The organism is Neoroseomonas terrae (genome assembly GCF_018129025.1).
Classification (GTDB): domain Bacteria; phylum Pseudomonadota; class Alphaproteobacteria; order Acetobacterales; family Acetobacteraceae; genus Neoroseomonas; species Neoroseomonas terrae.
This window is the reverse complement of record NZ_JAAEDI010000013.1, coordinates 19,772-34,462: the sequence shown is the minus strand read 5'-3', so window position 1 is coordinate 34,462 and position 14,691 is coordinate 19,772. Positions and strand designations below refer to the sequence as shown.

Sequence of the window (14,691 nt, the reverse complement as noted above, 5' to 3'; positions counted from 1 at the left end):
CTGCGATGCGAGAGGGCCCCGCCTGGACGGAGGACGGGCGACGATTGCCGCGTTCGGCCGTGGTCGATCTCGGTTCCAATTCGGTGCGCCTGGTCGTCTTCGAGGGACGCCACCGCAATCCGCTGACCATCTTCAACGAGAAGGCGGTGCTCGGCCTCGGCCGCGGGCTGGTGACGACCGGCATGCTGAACGAGGAAGCGGTCGAGCAGGCCGTGACCGTCATGGTGCGATACCACACCGTGGCACGCGCGATGGGCGCCGACCCGGTCGAGGTGCTGGCGACCGCCGCGGTGCGCGACGCGACGAACGGACCGGCTTTCGTGGCGGCGCTGCGCGAGCGGGTGCCCGGCTTCACGATCCGCGTGCTGACGGGCCAGGAGGAAGGGCTCCTGTCGGCCGACGGCGTGCTGCTGGGCTTCCCGGATGCGGACGGGCTGCTGGGTGATATCGGTGGCGGGTCCCTCGAACTGGTGGAGCTGGCGCATGGAAGGTCGGGGCGGGCGGTGAGCCTGCCGCTCGGCGCCATCCGGCTGGCGGAACGCGCGGGCGGCGAGATTGCGCGCGGCAGGGCGATGGCGACGGAGGAGTTCGACCGCGTGCCCTGGCTGGCGGAGGCGACGGGCCGCGACCTGTACCTGGTCGGCGGCGCGTGGCGCGCGCTGGCGCGGATGCACATCGCGCAGACCGCCTATCCGTTGTCGATCGTCCATCACTACGTGCTGTCGCGGGAGGAGGCGCGGGACCTCGCCGGCGTCGCGATGGCGGCGACGCGCCGCACGCTGGAACGCATGCCCGGCGCGCCCACCAAGCGCGTCCAGGACCTGCCCTGGGCAGCCATGGTGATGCGCCGGCTGCTGCGCGCTTCCGGCGCGCGGCGCGTGGTGTTCAGCGCGAACGGCCTGCGCGAGGGGTGGTACGCGCGGCAGATCGGCGGCGATGAGCGGCGGCGGGACCCATTGCTCGCCGCGGCGCGCGACCTGTCCGACCGCTTCGGCCGCGATCCGCGCCTGCCGCCGGCGCTGGCGCAGTGGACCGCCGGGCTGTTCGAGCGCGAGAGCGCGGGTGACGCCGCGCTGCGCGCCGCCGCCTGCTGGGTGAGCGACATCGGCAGCCACGATCATCCGGATTACCGCGCCGAGCATGCGTATTTCCGCGTCCTGCGGCAGCCGGGCGTGGGGCTGGACCACCACGCGCGCGCGTTCCTCGCGCTCGCCGTGGCGCTCCGATACGAGGCGCCGCCCGATGCCGGCTTCCTCCAGGCGGCGCGGGTGTTGCTGGACGTGCCGGCGGTGCGGCGGGCGGAAAGCCTCGGGGCGGCGCTGCGCCTTGCCTACACGCTGTCGGGCGGCACGCCGGAACTGCTGGCGGGGACGGGGCTGGAGCGCGAGGGCGGGCGGCTGGTGCTGCGGCTGGTCGAGGGCAGCGGCGTCTTCGCGGGAGAAAGCGTGCTGCGGCGCGTTGAGGCGCTGGGAGCGGTGCTGGGGCTGGAGGCGTCGGTCGAACTCGCGGCGTGAATGGGCGTTGGAGTTCGGATGGGCTGGGCGGCTGCCATGCGGCGTCTATGATCCCCGCCGCACCGATCGCGTGCCTGCCATTGCACAAGGACTGCTTCGCCCATGCCTGATGCCGACGCCCAGACCCGCATTGCCGCAGCCATCGACGAGCGCTTCGGCCAACAGGTGGAGTTCCTCCAGGAGCTCGTGCGCTTTCCCTCGCTGCGCGGGCGGGAGGCGCCGCTGCAGGATTGGTTCGCGCGGCAGATGGCCGAGCGTGGCTATGCGGTCGATCGTTTTTCCATTGCCGATGTGCCGGACCACCCGAAGCTCGCGCCGATGGTCGGCGTCGATCCGGCGGGGTCGATCCAGGTGGTGGCCTCGCATCGCCCGAAGAACCCGACCGGCCGCAGCCTGATCCTGCAGGGCCATATCGACGTGGTGCCGGAAGGTCCGCATGAGATGTGGACCTACCCGCCCTACTCAGCGACGATCCGCGACGGCTGGATGTATGGCCGCGGTGCGCACGACATGAAGTCCGGCGTGTCCTGCATGGTCTATGCGATGGATGCGATCCGCGCCGCCGGCTTCGAACCTGCCGCCGACGTCTATGTCCAGACGGTGACGGAGGAGGAAAGCACGGGCAATGGCGCGCTCGCCGCGCTGCTGCGCGGGTATCGCGCGGAGGCCGCGCTGGTGCCGGAGCCCACGGGCCACACCATCACCCGCACCCAGACCGGCACCATCTGGTTCCGCCTGCGCGTGCGTGGCGTGCCCGTGCATGTGGCGGTCGCGCAGGACGGCACCAATGCGATCATGTCGGCCTATGCGCTGATCAACGCGCTGTATGCCCACACCAAGGTGCTGAACGAGGAAGCGAAGTCCAACCCCTGGTACAAGGACATTAGGGACCCGATCAAATTCAACCCGGGCATCATTCGCGGCGGTGACTGGGCATCCTCGACGCCGGCCTGGTGCGAGGTCGATTGCCGCATTGGCCTCATCCCCGGCATGACGCCGGAAGAAGCGATGGCGCGCGTCGAGGCCTGCGTGAAGGCCGCGGCGAAGGGCGACAGCTTCATGGCCAACAACCCGCCCGAGATCGTCTGGACCGGCTTCCAGACCGACCCCTATGTGCTCGAACCGGGTAGCGAGGCGGAGAAGGTGTTGGCGGCTTCGCATGCTGCGGTGCATGGCGGGCAGATGCCGGAGCGGCGCACCACGGCGGTGAACGACGCACGTTATTACGGACTCTATTTCGGATTTCCCGGTCTCTGCTACGGTCCCAAGGGGGAAGTGGCGCACGGCTTCGACGAACGCACTTCGATCGAGGATCTCCGGACATGCACAAGAACGATCGCGACCTTCATCAGCGAATGGTGCGGGCTGCGCCCGCGCGGCTGACGCGACGAAGCCTGCTCGGGGCGGCCGGGGCGGCGATGGCCGCGCCGGCGCTCGCGCAGGCGGATTGGCCCAACCGGCCGATCCGGCTGATCGTTCCCTTCGCGCCGGGCGGGTCGTCCGACGTGCTGGCCCGGCTGATCCAGCCGGGCCTCGGCGCGGCGCTGGGGCAGTCGGTGATCGTCGAGAACCGCTCGGGCGCGGGGTCGATGCTCGGCACGGAGTTCGTCGCGCGGTCGCCGGCGGATGGGTACACGCTGCTGCTCGCCGACCTGCCCTACGCCATCGTGCCGGCGCTGCAGGCGCGCATGCCCTATGACGTCGAGAAGGACCTGATCCCGGTCGTGATGGTCGGGGCAGCGCCGCTGCTGATCTTCGGCCATCCGTCCTTGCCGGCGCGCAACGCAGCGGAATTCGCCGCCCTCGCGAAGGCGCGGCCGGGGCATTACACCTTCGGTTCCGGCGGCGTCGGTGCCGCGTCCCACATGATGGGCGAGCTGTTCCAGGCCGCCACCGGCACGCAGATCACCCATGTGCCCTATCGCGGCGGCGGGCCGGCGATCCAGGATCTCGCGGCGGGCAATCTCAACACGGTCTTCGTCACCGTGGCGTCGGCGGCGCCGCAGCTTTCCTCGGGGCAGATCACCGGGCTTGGCGTGATGGCGGCGGAGCGGATGCGCAGCCATCCCAACATCCCGACCTTCCGCGAGCAGGGCATCGACCTTGTGGCGGAGCACTGGTGGGGGCTGCTGGCGCCGGCACGGACGCCCGATGCCGTCGTGCAGAAGATCGCGGCCGCCATGCCGGCCGTGCTGGCCGCACCGGGGATGGCGGAGCGGCTCGATGCGCTCGCCGTGATCCCACGCAGCGACGGGCCGGAGGCCTTCGGCCAGCGCATCCGCGAGGATGTCGCGCGCTATGGCGAGATCGCGCGGTCGCGGGGCATCACCGCGCAGTGACGCTCGCGGATTTCCTCGGCCGCATCGCGGCCGACGACGCGCTCGCCGCGGATTTCGCAGCGATCTGCGACACTGGCGGACGGTTGCAGGGCACGCCGAGCGCGGAGCGCGGCTTCGCGCTGATGGAGGAGCGGCTGTCGGCGTTCGGCACGGTCTGGAAGGAACCCGTGCCCTATGCCGGCTGGCGCTGCCATGAGGCGCGGCTGACGGATGTGGCGACGGGGCGCGAGCTGGACTGCACGCCGCTGCTCGGCGCGGCCGGCACGCCGGTCGATGGGCTGCTGCTCGACACGCTGGATTGCGGGCGCGGAGCGCCCGGCGATTTCTCGGGGGCGGCGGGGCGCGCGGTGCTCGCGCGGCATGAATATCCGTTCTCGGCGCAGACGATTCATCGGCGGGTGAAGCTGGCAGCCGCGCAGGAAGCGGGGGCGGCAGCCTTCCTGATCGTGCAGCCGGAGGCGGGTGTCGGGCCGGTCTCGGGATCGTCCGGGCGCGCGGGCGGGCAGGGCATCCCGGCGCTCGGCATCTCCGCCGAGGCGGGGGCGCTGCTGGCGGAAGGACGGCGCGTGCGGCTCACCTTGCTGGGCAGCGACCACGCCGCGACGACGCCGACGCTGGTGCTGACCATGCCAGGGCGCGGCAACGACTATGTCGTCGTCTCGGCGCATCTCGACGGGCATCCGCTGGGCGAGAGCGCGATCGACAATGCGACTGGCCTCGCTGCCGCGCTGTGCCTGGCGCGCGCCGTGCGGCCCGTCGCGGCGCAGTGCGAGCGCGGGTTGATGGTCTGCATCTTCGGTGCCGAGGAATGGGCGCTTGCGGGGTCGAAGGCGTGGCTCGACGGGAAGACCATGGCCGAGAAGCGCCGCATGGCGCTCAACATCAATCTCGATTCCATTGCCGGAAGCCCCAATCTTACCGTGCTGACGAGCGGCTTCGCGCGCCTCGGTCCGTTCCTCACCGACGCTGCGAAGAAAGCCGGGCGCAGCCTGCGCACGCATCGCCCGCTGATGCGCAATTCCGACCATGCGAACTTCGCCGATCATCAGATCCGCGCCGCACGGCTGATCGCCGGCTTCAATGAGCCCGACAGCGCGCTGCGTCTGCTGCTGACGGGTGCCGACCGGCGCGATCTCGTCCCGATGCGCCAGTTGCAGGACGCGACGATGACGGCAGGCGCGCTGGTGTGGGAGGCGATGACCGCATCCGAGGACGCCATCGCGCGGCTGTACAGCGCGATGTGAGCAAGCGCACGGTCCGTTCTGTTGCGGCGAGCCCCGTGCTCGGGCATGCATCGCGCAACGGAGGGCGGCACATGGCGGAACTCGGGATCGTCGGCCTCGGCCGCATGGGTGCCAACATCGCGCGCCGGCTGATGCGCGCCGGCCATCGCTGCGTGGTGTGGGACCGCGACGCCGCTGCGGTCGCCGCGGTGGCGGCGGATGGCGCGGTGCCGGCATCGGACCTCGCCGGCGTCGTCGCGGGCTTGGCCGCGCCGCGCGCCGTCTGGGTGATGCTGCCGCATGGCGAGGCCACCGACCAGGCGATCGACGCGCTGGGCGCGCTGCTCTCGCCCGGCGATGTCGCGATCGACGGCGGCAACACGCAGTGGAAGGACGATGTCCGCCGCGCCGCCGCGCTGCGCGCGAAGGGCATCGACTACCTCGACATCGGCACCTCCGGCGGCGTCTGGGGCCTCGAGCGCGGCTACTGCCTGATGATCGGCGGCGCGGCGGAAGCCGTCGCGCGTCTCGCGCCGATCTTCGATGCGCTGGCCCCCGGCCGCGGCGACATTCCGGCGACGCCGCGCCGCGAGGGCCGTGCGCCGAATGTCGAGCAGGGCTGGCTGCATTGCGGCGGCCATGGCGCCGGCCATCTCGTGAAGATGGTCCATAACGGGATCGAGTACGGGATGATGCAGGCGCTGGCCGAGGGGCTCGACCTGCTGCGCGCCGCCGACAGTCCGGCGCTGCCCGAAGACCACCGCATCACCGTCGACCTTGCCGATGTGACGGAGGTCTGGCGGCGCGGGTCCGTCGTCACTTCCTGGCTGCTCGACCTGACGGCAGCGGCGCTGGCGGAGGATCCTGCGCTGGCGAAGTATGCCGGCACGGTCGGCGATTCCGGCGAGGGCCGCTGGACGGTGCAGCAGGCGGTGGAGACCGCCGTGCCGACGCCGGTGCTGACGGCGGCGCTCTATGCGCGCTTCGCGTCGCGCGACGAGAAGCGCTTTGCGGGCAAGGCGCTGTCGGCGATGCGGGCCGGGTTCGGCGGGCATCTGGAGCCGAAGTGACGACGATGGCGGCTGTTGCTGTTGGAGGGGCTTTGCCCCTCCAAGCCACCCCACCAAAGGCCCGAGGCCTTTGGAAACCATTGGTTGGCACCTTGCGCCACGGCCGGGATGAATGCCGCGACCCGCCGCCGCGCACGAAGCCTGTTCCGAGGGCCCCGGACCGCCTGAAGCGCTCCGCACCAGAAGATTGCGGTCCAGGATGCCCAGCATCCTGGCGGGGTGGTTCGGAGGGGCAGGGCCCCTCCGACCTTCGGCGCCACTTAACATGACGATCGCCGCCATCGTCGTGATGGGCGTCTCCGGCAGCGGCAAGTCCACCGTCGGCGGATGTCTCGCCCGCGACCTCGGCTGGATGTTCGAGGATGGCGATGCCTTCCACCCCGCTGCCAACGTCGCGAAGATGTCCGCCGGCACGCCGCTGACGGATGACGACCGCTGGCCCTGGCTGCGGGCCATTGCCGCGCGCATCGATGTGGCGCGCGGAACGGTCGCGCCGGTCGTCATCGGGTGTTCGGCGCTGAAGCGCGCCTATCGCGACGTGCTGCGAGACGGGCATGGCGACGTCCGGTTTCTGCACCTCGCCGGATCGATGGATCTCATCACCGCGCGCCAGGCGGCGCGGGTGGGGCACTTCATGCCGGCCTCGCTGGTGGCAAGCCAGTTCGCGACGCTGGAACCGACAACAGGCGAGCCCGACATCGTCGAGATCGGCGTGGAGCACGACCCGGCCACCATTGCCCGCGAGGCCATCGCGACGTTCAGACAACGCGGCGACATCGCGTGACGCACGACATCGCTGTGATCGGCGCCGGCGTCGGCGGGCTGGCGGTCGCGACTCTGCTCGCCCGTGCGGGGCATCGGGTGACGGTGCTGGAACGCTTCGCGGAGCCGAAGCCGGTCGGGTCGGGGCTGATGCTGCAACCGACCGGGCTCGCCGCGCTGGAACGGCTGGGGCTGCGGGCGGAGATCGCGGCCCTCGGCGCGCGCATCGACCGTCTGCACGGGACGACGGATCGCGGCGCGACGGTGATGGATCTCGCCTATGAGGATCTGGCGCCTGATGCGCACGCGGTCGCGGTGCATCGCGCGGCGCTGCACGGCGTGCTGTGGCGCGCCTTCGCCGCGTCGGGCGCGCGGATCGAAACCGGTCGGCAGGTCACCGCCATCGACCAGCGCATCGACGGTGTCGTGCTGCGCGATGGCGCCGGCGCGGTGGTCGCGGAACCGGACCTCGTCATCGATGCCTCCGGCGCGCGCTCCCCCTTCCGCGCGCTGGTCGAACCCCGGGCGCCGCGCACCTACACCTATGGCGCCGTGTGGGCCGCCGTGCCGGACCCGGGCATTGCCCCCGGCGTGCTGCTGCAGCGCTACGTCGCGGCGCGGCACATGCTGGGCTGGCTGCCGGTCGGCAGCGCCGAAGCCGGCGGGCCGCCACTCGCCGCCGTGTTCTGGTCGATCAAGCCGGGCGAGCACGCCGCTTGGGCCGCGGGTTTCGAGGCGTGGCGGGAGCAGGTCGCGGCGCTCTGGCCACCCATCGCGCCCGTGCTGGCAGCGCTGTCCGGGCCCGAGGACTTCACGCCCGCCAGCTACGTCCAGTTCACCGCCCGGCGCCCATGGCGCGGCCGGTTGGTCCTGCTGGGCGATGCGGCGCATGCGACATCACCGCAGCTTGGCCAGGGCGCGAACAATGCGCTGCTGGATGCGTGGGCGCTCGCCGATGCGCTGGCGGCGCGGCCGGAGCCTGAGGCGGCCTTCGCCCTCTATGCCCGGACGCGGCGGCGCCATGTGCACTTCTACCAACGCGCCGGCGCGCTGATGACGCCCTTCTTCCAATCCGATGCGCGGGCGCTGCCCGTCCTGCGCGACCTGGTGTTCAATCGCATGAAGATCGTTCCCTGGCTGCATCGCCAGACGCTGCTGACCCTCGCGGGGCTGAAGACGGGCCTGCTGACGCATCGCGACGCGCCCTGGCTGGCGGGCCAACGATGAAGACCGTCCTGCTGCTGGGCGCGACGGGCGCCTTCGGCGAAAGGCTTGCCGAGGGGTTGGTCCGGTCGGGCATCGCCGTGCTGGCCGCCGCGCGGCGGGAGGCGCCGCTGCGTGCGCTGGCCGCACGGCTCGGCCCGCTGCTGACGCCGCTGCCGATGGATCGCGCCGGGCTGGATGCGGCGCGGCTGCGCGCGCTGGCGGCGGAACATCCCGCGCTGATCGCCGTCGCCGATGCCTCGGGCCCGTTCCAGGACCGTCCACCGGAACCCGCACGCGCGGCGATCGAGGCCGGGCTGCATTGGGTGGACCTTGCGGATGCGCGCGACTGGGTCGCCGGCATCGGCGCGCTGGACGGGGCGGCACGGCAGGCCGGCGTTGCGGTGCTGGCTGGCGCCAGTTCCACACCCGCCTTGTCGCACGCCGTGCTGGACGTCATCACCGCCGGCGCGCGGGCGATCCACATGATCGACGTCGCCATCTCCCCCGGCAATCGCGCGCCGCGCGGGGAGGCGGTGATGCGCGCCATCCTGTCCCGCGCCGGCCAGCCCATCCGCGTCTTCCGCGGGGGCCGCTGGACGACGGCGCCCGGCTGGGGCCTGTCCGATCGCCGCACCATCGCGGGTCTCGGCCGCCGCCGCCTGTCGCTGTGCGAGACGCCGGATCTCGATCTGCTCGTCACCCGCTACGCGCCGCGTGCGGATGCGCTGTTCCGCGCGGGGCTGGAACTCGGCGTGATGCATCAGGGGCTGGCGGCGCTGTCGTGGCTGGTGGAGGCCGGGCTGCTGCGGTCGCTGCTGCCGCTCACGCGGCCACTGCATGGGCTGGCGCGGCTGCTCGCACCCTTCGGCACGGATCGCGGCGGCATGGAGGTATCGGTCGTCGCCGAGGAAGCGGATGGCGTGCTGCGCCGTCGCTGCTGGACGCTGGTTGCCGAGGAAGGGGACGGGCCTTTCGTGCCGACCCTGCCGGCGCTCGCCGCGCTGCGGGGCCTCGCGGATGGCAGCCTGGCCTTCCGCGGTGCGGCGCCATGCGTCGGCATCCTCGACTACGACCGCATCGCCGAGACCTTCGCCGCGCACCGCATCACCACGCGCATCGACGCCATGGACTTCCCGGCGCCGCTGTTCGCGCGCCTGTTGGGGGAGGGGACGTTGCCGGCGGCGATCGTCGCTGGCCATGCCGTGGCGCCCTTCCTGGCGCTGGAAGGCCGGGGCTCGGCGGAGGGTGCGGCCAATCCCCTCGGGGCCTTGGCGGCGCGGCTGTTCGGCCTGCCGGCCGCGACGGCGGAGGCGCCGCTGCGCGTCGAGATGCGCGCCGCGCCGGACGGGACGGAAGCCTGGGAACGGCACTGGCCCGGCCGCACCATGCGGTCGGTGCTGCGCGCGGATGGCAAGGGCGGCATCGAAGAGCGGTTCGGCCCACTGACCGGGCTGCTCGCGCTGCGCCGCAGCGCGGACGGGCTCGTGCTGGAAACGACCGGCGCGCGGGCCTTCGGCCTTCGCCTGCCGCGCTTCCTCGCCCCGATCAGCGCTGCGCGCGAGTATCCAGACGCCGAGGGCCGCTTCGCCTTCGACGTGCCGATCGCGGTGCCGCTGCTGGGTCGGCTGACGCGCTACCGCGGCTGGCTCTCACCTGTCGCCTGAACCCTCCGCAGCCCAGGCGCCACGCTGGCGAGCCGAGAGGGTGACGCGCGCCATCGGCGCGTCACCGCCGGCAGTCACGCCCTATTCCGCTGCCATCGCCAGGCCAGGCACCGGGCCATTCGTGATCGCCGTCATCCGCTCGCGCACGTCGAACATCCGGATCTGCAGGTCGGTGATCTCCGGGTTCGCCTTCATGCGGGCGACGATCGGGCCGTTCATGTAGGCCTCGGCATTGGCGCCGCTGTCGAACAGGTAGATCCCGCCGGCGCGGCGGTCGGCCTCGCCATCCAGCCAGATCTTCCATTGCAGGCCGGGCACGGCGAGGAACTGCTTTGCGCGGTCATCGGTGTAGCGCGCTTCCCACTCCGCCTTGGGCATCTCCGGGCGGGTGTAGTTGATCTGGACGATCATCATGCGGTTTTTCCTCCCTCGGATACGAGGCCGGGAGCGTGCGCGCCGATCGCGGACGGGCGCAACACACGGAAGGCGGCGCGCCGGCGTTCCGGGCATGAAGGGCGGGACAAGCAAAGGAGACAGAGACCATGACCAGCCTTCCCCTCGACCTGCGCGGCACCCCGTTCCAGCGCCGCGTCTGGGCCGCGCTGCGGGACATCCCGCCAGGCCGCACCGAGACCTATGGCGCGCTCGCCGCGCGGATCGGCCATCCCGGCGCGGCGCGGGCGGTGGCGCGCGCCTGCGCGGCCAACCCCGTGGCGCTGCTGGTGCCCTGCCACCGCGTCGTCCCCGCCGATGGCGGCACGGGCGGCTGGCGCTGGGGTGCCGAGCGCAAGCGCGCTCTGCTGATGCGCGAAGCTGCGGCATGATCGCCGATCGCATCGCCGCGCTCGACTGGGCGCGCATCGGCGCGGAGCTCGACGCCTTCGGCTGCGCGACGACCGGCCCGCTGCTGGATACGGAGACCTGCGCCGCGGTCGCCGGGCTGTATGACGCGGAGGATGGCTTCCGCAGCCACATCATCATGGCCCGGCACGGCTTCGGCCGCGGCGAGTACAAGTATTTCGCGCACCCGCTGCCCGATGTCGTGACGGCACTGCGTGAGGGCCTCTGGCCGCATCTCGCGCCGGTGGCCAACCGCTGGAACGAGGCGATGGACCTCGCCCCGCGCTTCCCCGCGCGCCACGCGGATTTCCTCGCGCGCTGCCACAAGGCCGGGCAGACCCGCCCGACCCCGCTGCTGCTGCGCTACGGCACCGGCGACTACAACTGCCTGCATCAGGACCTGTATGGCGAGCACGTCTTCCCGTTGCAGGTGGCGATGCTGCTGTCGAAGCCGGGCAGCGACTTCACCGGCGGCGAGTTCGTGCTGACCGAACAGCGCCCGCGCATGCAGTCCCGCGCCGAGGTGGTGCCGCTGGCGCAGGGGGAGGGCGTGATCTTCGCCGTGCATAACCGCCCCGTGCAGGGCACGCGCGGCACCTATCGCGTCAATCTCCGCCACGGCGTCAGCCGGTTGCGGAGCGGGCGGCGGCACACGCTCGGGATCATCTTCCACGACGCGGCGTGACGACGCCGCCGTCGGAGGGGCGCCGCCCCTCCGAACCACCCCCGCCAAGGGGTAGGACCCCCTGGACCGCAATCGGTTGGTGGCGGGCATGGCGGGCTTGCCGTCCCCTCCGCGCGCGCTTCGTGCGCAAGAGCGGGTCGCGGCACGCATTCTACCAGTGGTGCCCGGCGCCAAGTGGAGGTTTGCAAAGGCCTTTCGGCCTTTGCTGGGGTGGCTTGGAGGGGCAAAGCCCCTCCAACAGCAACAGTCCAGGCATCGGCGCCGTCACGCCGCCGCGGCACGCCGCTTCGTGAACAGCACCGCGCCGACCAGCGCCCCGACGATGACGAGTGTCGCGGCGTGCTGCGGAATCATGCCCAGCAGCACTGCGGATTCAGCGAGGACCATCACCAAGATCGCCACCGCCCAGCCGGCGCTGATCACCATGTTCACATGAAGGAATTGCGGGCTGTCCCAGTACGTCGCCGGCACTTCCTCCTTCGCGTACTGGATGGTGAACGGGCGGCGGATCGCGAGCGAGGTCAGGATGATGGCGAGAAGCCCCAGATCGACACAGAGCCGCACCGCCATCAGCGGCAGGTCCAGCCTCAGCAGCAGGGCCGCCAGCCCCAGCACGACGAACAGCGCCAGCGTGCCGACTTCCAGGATCTTGGGGGCCGCCCCCGCCCGCTGGCCGCGCAGCACCAACACCGCCGCCACCGCGGCGCCCGCGAACAGCGCGGGGATCGTGCCGAGCGGCCCGCTCAGCACGCCGAAGGCGACGAAGGGCAGGAAGCCGAGCAGCACGTTCATCGCGGCGGGTCCGTCAGGATGGCGGCCCGACCATACACGAAACCGTGCGGGCCAAGCTCAGTTCTCGATCGCCTGGTACGCCAGCATGTTGATCAGCCGGCGATAGCGCAGCCGCATCTCGCCCGGGGCGTGGGCCATCAGCACCACAGCCAGGCGCTCGGCCGGGTCCACCCAGAAATAGGTGCCAAACACGCCGGACCAGCCGAAGGCGCCGGGCGCGCCCATGAACGCGGAGCCACCGGGGTTCTTCCGCACCGCGACCGTCAACCCGAAGCCGTAGCCCTTCAGCCCGGGATCCATGCGGTCCGGGCCGCCCTCGATCCCCTGCAGGTGGTCGGAACCCATCCAGCGCACCGTCGCCGGGGAAAGCACGCGGGCGCCGCCGAGCGAGCCGCCCGCGCGCAGCATCTCCGCGAAGCGCAGATAGTCGGAGACGGTCGAGATCAGGCCCGCGCCGCCGACCTCGATCCGCGGGGCGGTCGTCGCCGCCGTCACGGATTGCGGCTTGCCGGTCAGCGGGCAGGCCGGCAGCGCCTTCGCGAAGCGTTCGGCCCCACCCTGCGGCAGGACGTAGCCTGTCTCCGCCATGCCGAGCGGCGCGAAGATCCTCTCCCGCATCAGTGTGCCGAGGGATGCCCCGCCCGCCGCCTGCGCGACCAGCCCGAGCACGTCGGTCGAAAAACCGTACTCCCAGGCCTCGCCCGGATGATGACGCAGCGGCGTCGCGCCCAGCGCCTTCGCCAGCCCCTCCGCGTCGAACTCGTTCGCGACGGTCAGCGAGGTGCCCGGATGCGCCTTGTGCACCGCCGTGCCGCCGAAGCCGCCATAGACGAAGCCCGTGGTGTGGCGCGCGGCATCCTGCACCGTCATCGGCCGGCGCTGGGCCTCGGTCTCGATCGGGCCGTCGCCCGACAGCATCCCGGGCGTCGGCATCGCTACCTGCATCGTCATCAGCGGGGGCAGATAGGCGCCGACCGGATCGGACAGCAGCAGGCGCCCTTCCTCGACGAGCGACAGCGCCGCCACGCCGCAGACCGGCTTCGTCATCGAGGCGATGGCGAAGAGCGCATCGGGCCGCATCGGAGTCTTCGCCTCCGCATCGAGGAAGCCGACGGCTTCGAGATGCACGAGCTTGCCGTCACGCGCGATGCCGACGACGCCGCCGGGGAAGCGGCCTTCCGCGACTTCGCGATCCAGCGCCGGCCGGATGCGGGCGAGCCGGGCGGAGGACATGCCGACCGCCTCCGGCCGCGTGGCCGGGATGGCGGGGATCTCGGCCTGGATGATGCTCATTCCGGGGCTCCCTCGCCGGCATAGGGATTGGTGCGCCGCTCGGTGCCGAAGGTCGAGCCCGGCCCATGGCCACAGATGAACTGGATGTCGTCGCCGAGCGGGAACAGCTTGGTGCGGATCGCGGAAATCAGTGCCTGATGGTCGCCATAGGGGAAATCCGTCCGGCCGACCGAGCCCTGGAACAGCACATCGCCCACCTGCGCAAAGCCGAGGGCGGTACTGACGAACACGACATGCCCCGGTGTATGCCCGGGGCAATGCAGCACGGCGAAGTCGTGACCGGCGATCTCGACGGTCTCGCCTTCCTCCAGCCAACGGTCGGGTGTGACCGGCTTGCAGTCCATGCCGTACTTCGCGCCCTGCGCCGGCAGGCCATCCAGCAGGAAGGCGTCGGCGCGGTGCGGCCCCTCGATCGGCACGCCAAGCGCCGCGGCGAGTTCCGCGGCAGCGCCCGCATGGTCGAGATGGCCGTGCGTCAGCAGGATGCGCTGCACGCTGATGCCGGCCTGCTGGATCGCCTCCTGGATGCGGTCGGCATCGCCGCCGGGGTCGATCACCACGCCTTCCTTCGTCTCGTCATCCCAGATCAGCGTGCAGTTCTGCTGGAAGGGGGTGACGGGCAGGATGGCGGCTTGCAGCATGGGGCGAGGCTTCCGGCGAGGTGGGCTGGCAGGCACCGCGCCCGGCCGGGCGGCAGGGTGGAGCCTCGGCCGGGGATCGACAAGGCCAGGGGCGAACGGTCGCGGCGGAGAAAGAGGCCCGGATGGCGCGCATTCTCATCACCGGCATGTCGGGCACCGGCAAGTCGGCTGTCGTCGAGGAATTGGCGCGCCTGGGGCATCGCGCCATCGATCTCGATGCGCCTGCCTGGTCGCATTGGGTCGAGGCTCCCGCCGAGGACATGCTGACGCCACGCCCCGGGCGGGACTGGGTGTGGCGGATGGACCGTGTCCGCGCCCTGCTGTCGCAGCATGCCGGGGCCGATCTGTTCGTCAGCGGCTGCGCGGAGAACATGGGCGGAGCCTTCGAGCTGATCGACCTGATCGTCCTGCTGTCGGCCCCGCCGGACACGATCATGGAACGGCTGGCGGCGCGGTCGGGCGATGGCTACGGGCAGAGCGGGGCGGAACGCGCGGCGGTCGCGCGACTCATCGAGGCTGTCGAGCCGCGGCTGCGCGCCGCCGCGCAGGCGGAGATCGACACCCGCCAACCGGTCGGGCGGACGGTGGAGACGATCCTCGCCATCGCCGCAACGGTGCGCCTGGACTGATCCGCCCCGGCGGCACCTGGCGCGCGCGTTAAC

15 protein-coding genes are annotated in these 14,691 nt (G+C 71.8%); 11 read left to right on the top strand and 4 right to left on the bottom strand.

What is annotated here, in order from left to right; genetic code table 11:
• The first annotated feature begins 5 nt into the window (after positions 1–5).
• The 8 genes from GXW78_RS13070 to GXW78_RS13035 all read left to right on the top strand — a co-directional run bounded on the left by GXW78_RS13070 (position 6) and on the right by GXW78_RS13035 (position 9,778).
• The gene (locus GXW78_RS13070) at positions 6–1,514 is read left to right on the top strand and encodes a Ppx/GppA phosphatase family protein (protein ID WP_211869402.1); all 1,509 of its coding nucleotides are present in this window, start codon (positions 6–8) and stop codon (positions 1,512–1,514) included.
• A gap of 102 nt (positions 1,515–1,616) precedes the next feature.
• Positions 1,617–2,897, top strand: coding sequence for an ArgE/DapE family deacylase (locus GXW78_RS13065; protein WP_211869262.1), 1,281 nt, complete (start codon positions 1,617–1,619; stop codon positions 2,895–2,897).
• On the top strand, positions 2,837–3,853 hold the full coding sequence (locus tag GXW78_RS13060) for a tripartite tricarboxylate transporter substrate binding protein (RefSeq protein ID WP_211869261.1): 1,017 nt from the start codon (positions 2,837–2,839) through the stop codon (positions 3,851–3,853). The genes GXW78_RS13065 and GXW78_RS13060 overlap by 61 nt, the downstream gene beginning before the upstream one ends.
• Complete coding sequence (locus GXW78_RS13055; RefSeq protein WP_211869260.1) at positions 3,850–5,097, top strand: M28 family peptidase; 1,248 nt, start codon at positions 3,850–3,852, stop codon at positions 5,095–5,097. The genes GXW78_RS13060 and GXW78_RS13055 overlap by 4 nt, the downstream gene beginning before the upstream one ends.
• A gap of 71 nt (positions 5,098–5,168) precedes the next feature.
• A complete protein-coding gene (gnd, locus tag GXW78_RS13050; protein WP_211869259.1) occupies positions 5,169–6,146 on the top strand; it encodes a phosphogluconate dehydrogenase (NAD(+)-dependent, decarboxylating) in 978 nt (325 codons plus the stop codon).
• Positions 6,147–6,411: 265 nt separating this feature from the next.
• On the top strand, positions 6,412–6,930 hold the full coding sequence (locus GXW78_RS13045; protein WP_246522139.1) for a gluconokinase: 519 nt from the start codon (positions 6,412–6,414) through the stop codon (positions 6,928–6,930).
• Positions 6,927–8,135: an FAD-dependent oxidoreductase gene (locus GXW78_RS13040; RefSeq protein WP_211869258.1), complete on the top strand. Its 1,209-nt coding sequence runs from the start codon at positions 6,927–6,929 to the stop codon at positions 8,133–8,135. Before GXW78_RS13045 ends, GXW78_RS13040 begins: the two co-directional genes overlap by 4 nt.
• Positions 8,132–9,778, top strand: coding sequence for an SDR family oxidoreductase (locus GXW78_RS13035; protein ID WP_211869257.1), 1,647 nt, complete (start codon positions 8,132–8,134; stop codon positions 9,776–9,778). Before GXW78_RS13040 ends, GXW78_RS13035 begins: the two co-directional genes overlap by 4 nt.
• 81 nt (positions 9,779–9,859) lie before the next feature.
• On the opposite strand, the gene GXW78_RS13030 is transcribed toward GXW78_RS13035, so the two are convergent.
• Positions 9,860–10,192, bottom strand: a complete 333-nt coding sequence (locus GXW78_RS13030; protein ID WP_211869256.1) for a YdhR family protein — start codon at positions 10,190–10,192, stop codon at positions 9,860–9,862.
• A 128-nt stretch (positions 10,193–10,320) separates the two neighbouring features.
• Between GXW78_RS13030 and GXW78_RS13025 the strand changes: the two genes are divergently transcribed.
• The gene (locus tag GXW78_RS13025) at positions 10,321–10,602 is read left to right on the top strand and encodes a methylated-DNA--[protein]-cysteine S-methyltransferase (RefSeq protein WP_211869255.1); all 282 of its coding nucleotides are present in this window, start codon (positions 10,321–10,323) and stop codon (positions 10,600–10,602) included.
• A complete protein-coding gene (locus GXW78_RS13020) occupies positions 10,599–11,303 on the top strand; it encodes a 2OG-Fe(II) oxygenase (RefSeq protein ID WP_211869254.1) in 705 nt (234 codons plus the stop codon). The genes GXW78_RS13025 and GXW78_RS13020 overlap by 4 nt, the downstream gene beginning before the upstream one ends.
• Positions 11,304–11,567: 264 nt before the next feature.
• Here GXW78_RS13020 and GXW78_RS13015 read toward each other — a convergent pair whose 3' ends face one another.
• The 3 genes from GXW78_RS13015 to GXW78_RS13005 are packed head-to-tail and all read right to left on the bottom strand — an operon-like array spanning position 11,568 to position 14,029.
• Complete coding sequence (locus GXW78_RS13015; protein WP_211869253.1) at positions 11,568–12,095, bottom strand: hypothetical protein; 528 nt, start codon at positions 12,093–12,095, stop codon at positions 11,568–11,570.
• 57 nt (positions 12,096–12,152) lie between these two features.
• A complete protein-coding gene (locus GXW78_RS13010) occupies positions 12,153–13,388 on the bottom strand; it encodes a serine hydrolase domain-containing protein (RefSeq protein WP_211869252.1) in 1,236 nt (411 codons plus the stop codon).
• A complete protein-coding gene (locus GXW78_RS13005; RefSeq protein ID WP_272876844.1) occupies positions 13,385–14,029 on the bottom strand; it encodes an MBL fold metallo-hydrolase in 645 nt (214 codons plus the stop codon). Before GXW78_RS13005 ends, GXW78_RS13010 begins: the two co-directional genes overlap by 4 nt.
• Before the next feature lie 122 nt (positions 14,030–14,151).
• Between GXW78_RS13005 and GXW78_RS13000 the strand changes: the two genes are divergently transcribed.
• Positions 14,152–14,658, top strand: a complete 507-nt coding sequence (locus GXW78_RS13000; protein ID WP_211869251.1) for an AAA family ATPase — start codon at positions 14,152–14,154, stop codon at positions 14,656–14,658.
• Positions 14,659–14,691: the final 33 nt, after the last annotated feature.

What these genes read in the sequence shown, in the direction of transcription:
- GXW78_RS13070 (WP_211869402.1), top strand. Translation starts at nt 6, where the DNA reads ATGCGAGAGGGCCCCGCCTGGACGGAGGACGGGCGACGATTGCCGCGT.
- GXW78_RS13065 (WP_211869262.1), top strand. Translation starts at nt 1,617, where the DNA reads ATGCCTGATGCCGACGCCCAGACCCGCATTGCCGCAGCCATCGACGAG.
- GXW78_RS13060 (WP_211869261.1), top strand. Translation starts at nt 2,837, where the DNA reads ATGCACAAGAACGATCGCGACCTTCATCAGCGAATGGTGCGGGCTGCG.
- gnd (WP_211869259.1), top strand. Translation starts at nt 5,169, where the DNA reads ATGGCGGAACTCGGGATCGTCGGCCTCGGCCGCATGGGTGCCAACATC.
- GXW78_RS13045 (WP_246522139.1), top strand. Translation starts at nt 6,412, where the DNA reads ATGACGATCGCCGCCATCGTCGTGATGGGCGTCTCCGGCAGCGGCAAG.
- GXW78_RS13035 (WP_211869257.1), top strand. Translation starts at nt 8,132, where the DNA reads ATGAAGACCGTCCTGCTGCTGGGCGCGACGGGCGCCTTCGGCGAAAGG.
- GXW78_RS13030 (WP_211869256.1), bottom strand. Translation starts at nt 10,192, where the DNA reads ATGATGATCGTCCAGATCAACTACACCCGCCCGGAGATGCCCAAGGCG.
- GXW78_RS13025 (WP_211869255.1), top strand. Translation starts at nt 10,321, where the DNA reads ATGACCAGCCTTCCCCTCGACCTGCGCGGCACCCCGTTCCAGCGCCGC.
- GXW78_RS13020 (WP_211869254.1), top strand. Translation starts at nt 10,599, where the DNA reads ATGATCGCCGATCGCATCGCCGCGCTCGACTGGGCGCGCATCGGCGCG.
- GXW78_RS13015 (WP_211869253.1), bottom strand. Translation starts at nt 12,095, where the DNA reads ATGAACGTGCTGCTCGGCTTCCTGCCCTTCGTCGCCTTCGGCGTGCTG.
- GXW78_RS13010 (WP_211869252.1), bottom strand. Translation starts at nt 13,388, where the DNA reads ATGAGCATCATCCAGGCCGAGATCCCCGCCATCCCGGCCACGCGGCCG.
- GXW78_RS13005 (WP_272876844.1), bottom strand. Translation starts at nt 14,029, where the DNA reads ATGCTGCAAGCCGCCATCCTGCCCGTCACCCCCTTCCAGCAGAACTGC.
- GXW78_RS13000 (WP_211869251.1), top strand. Translation starts at nt 14,152, where the DNA reads ATGGCGCGCATTCTCATCACCGGCATGTCGGGCACCGGCAAGTCGGCT.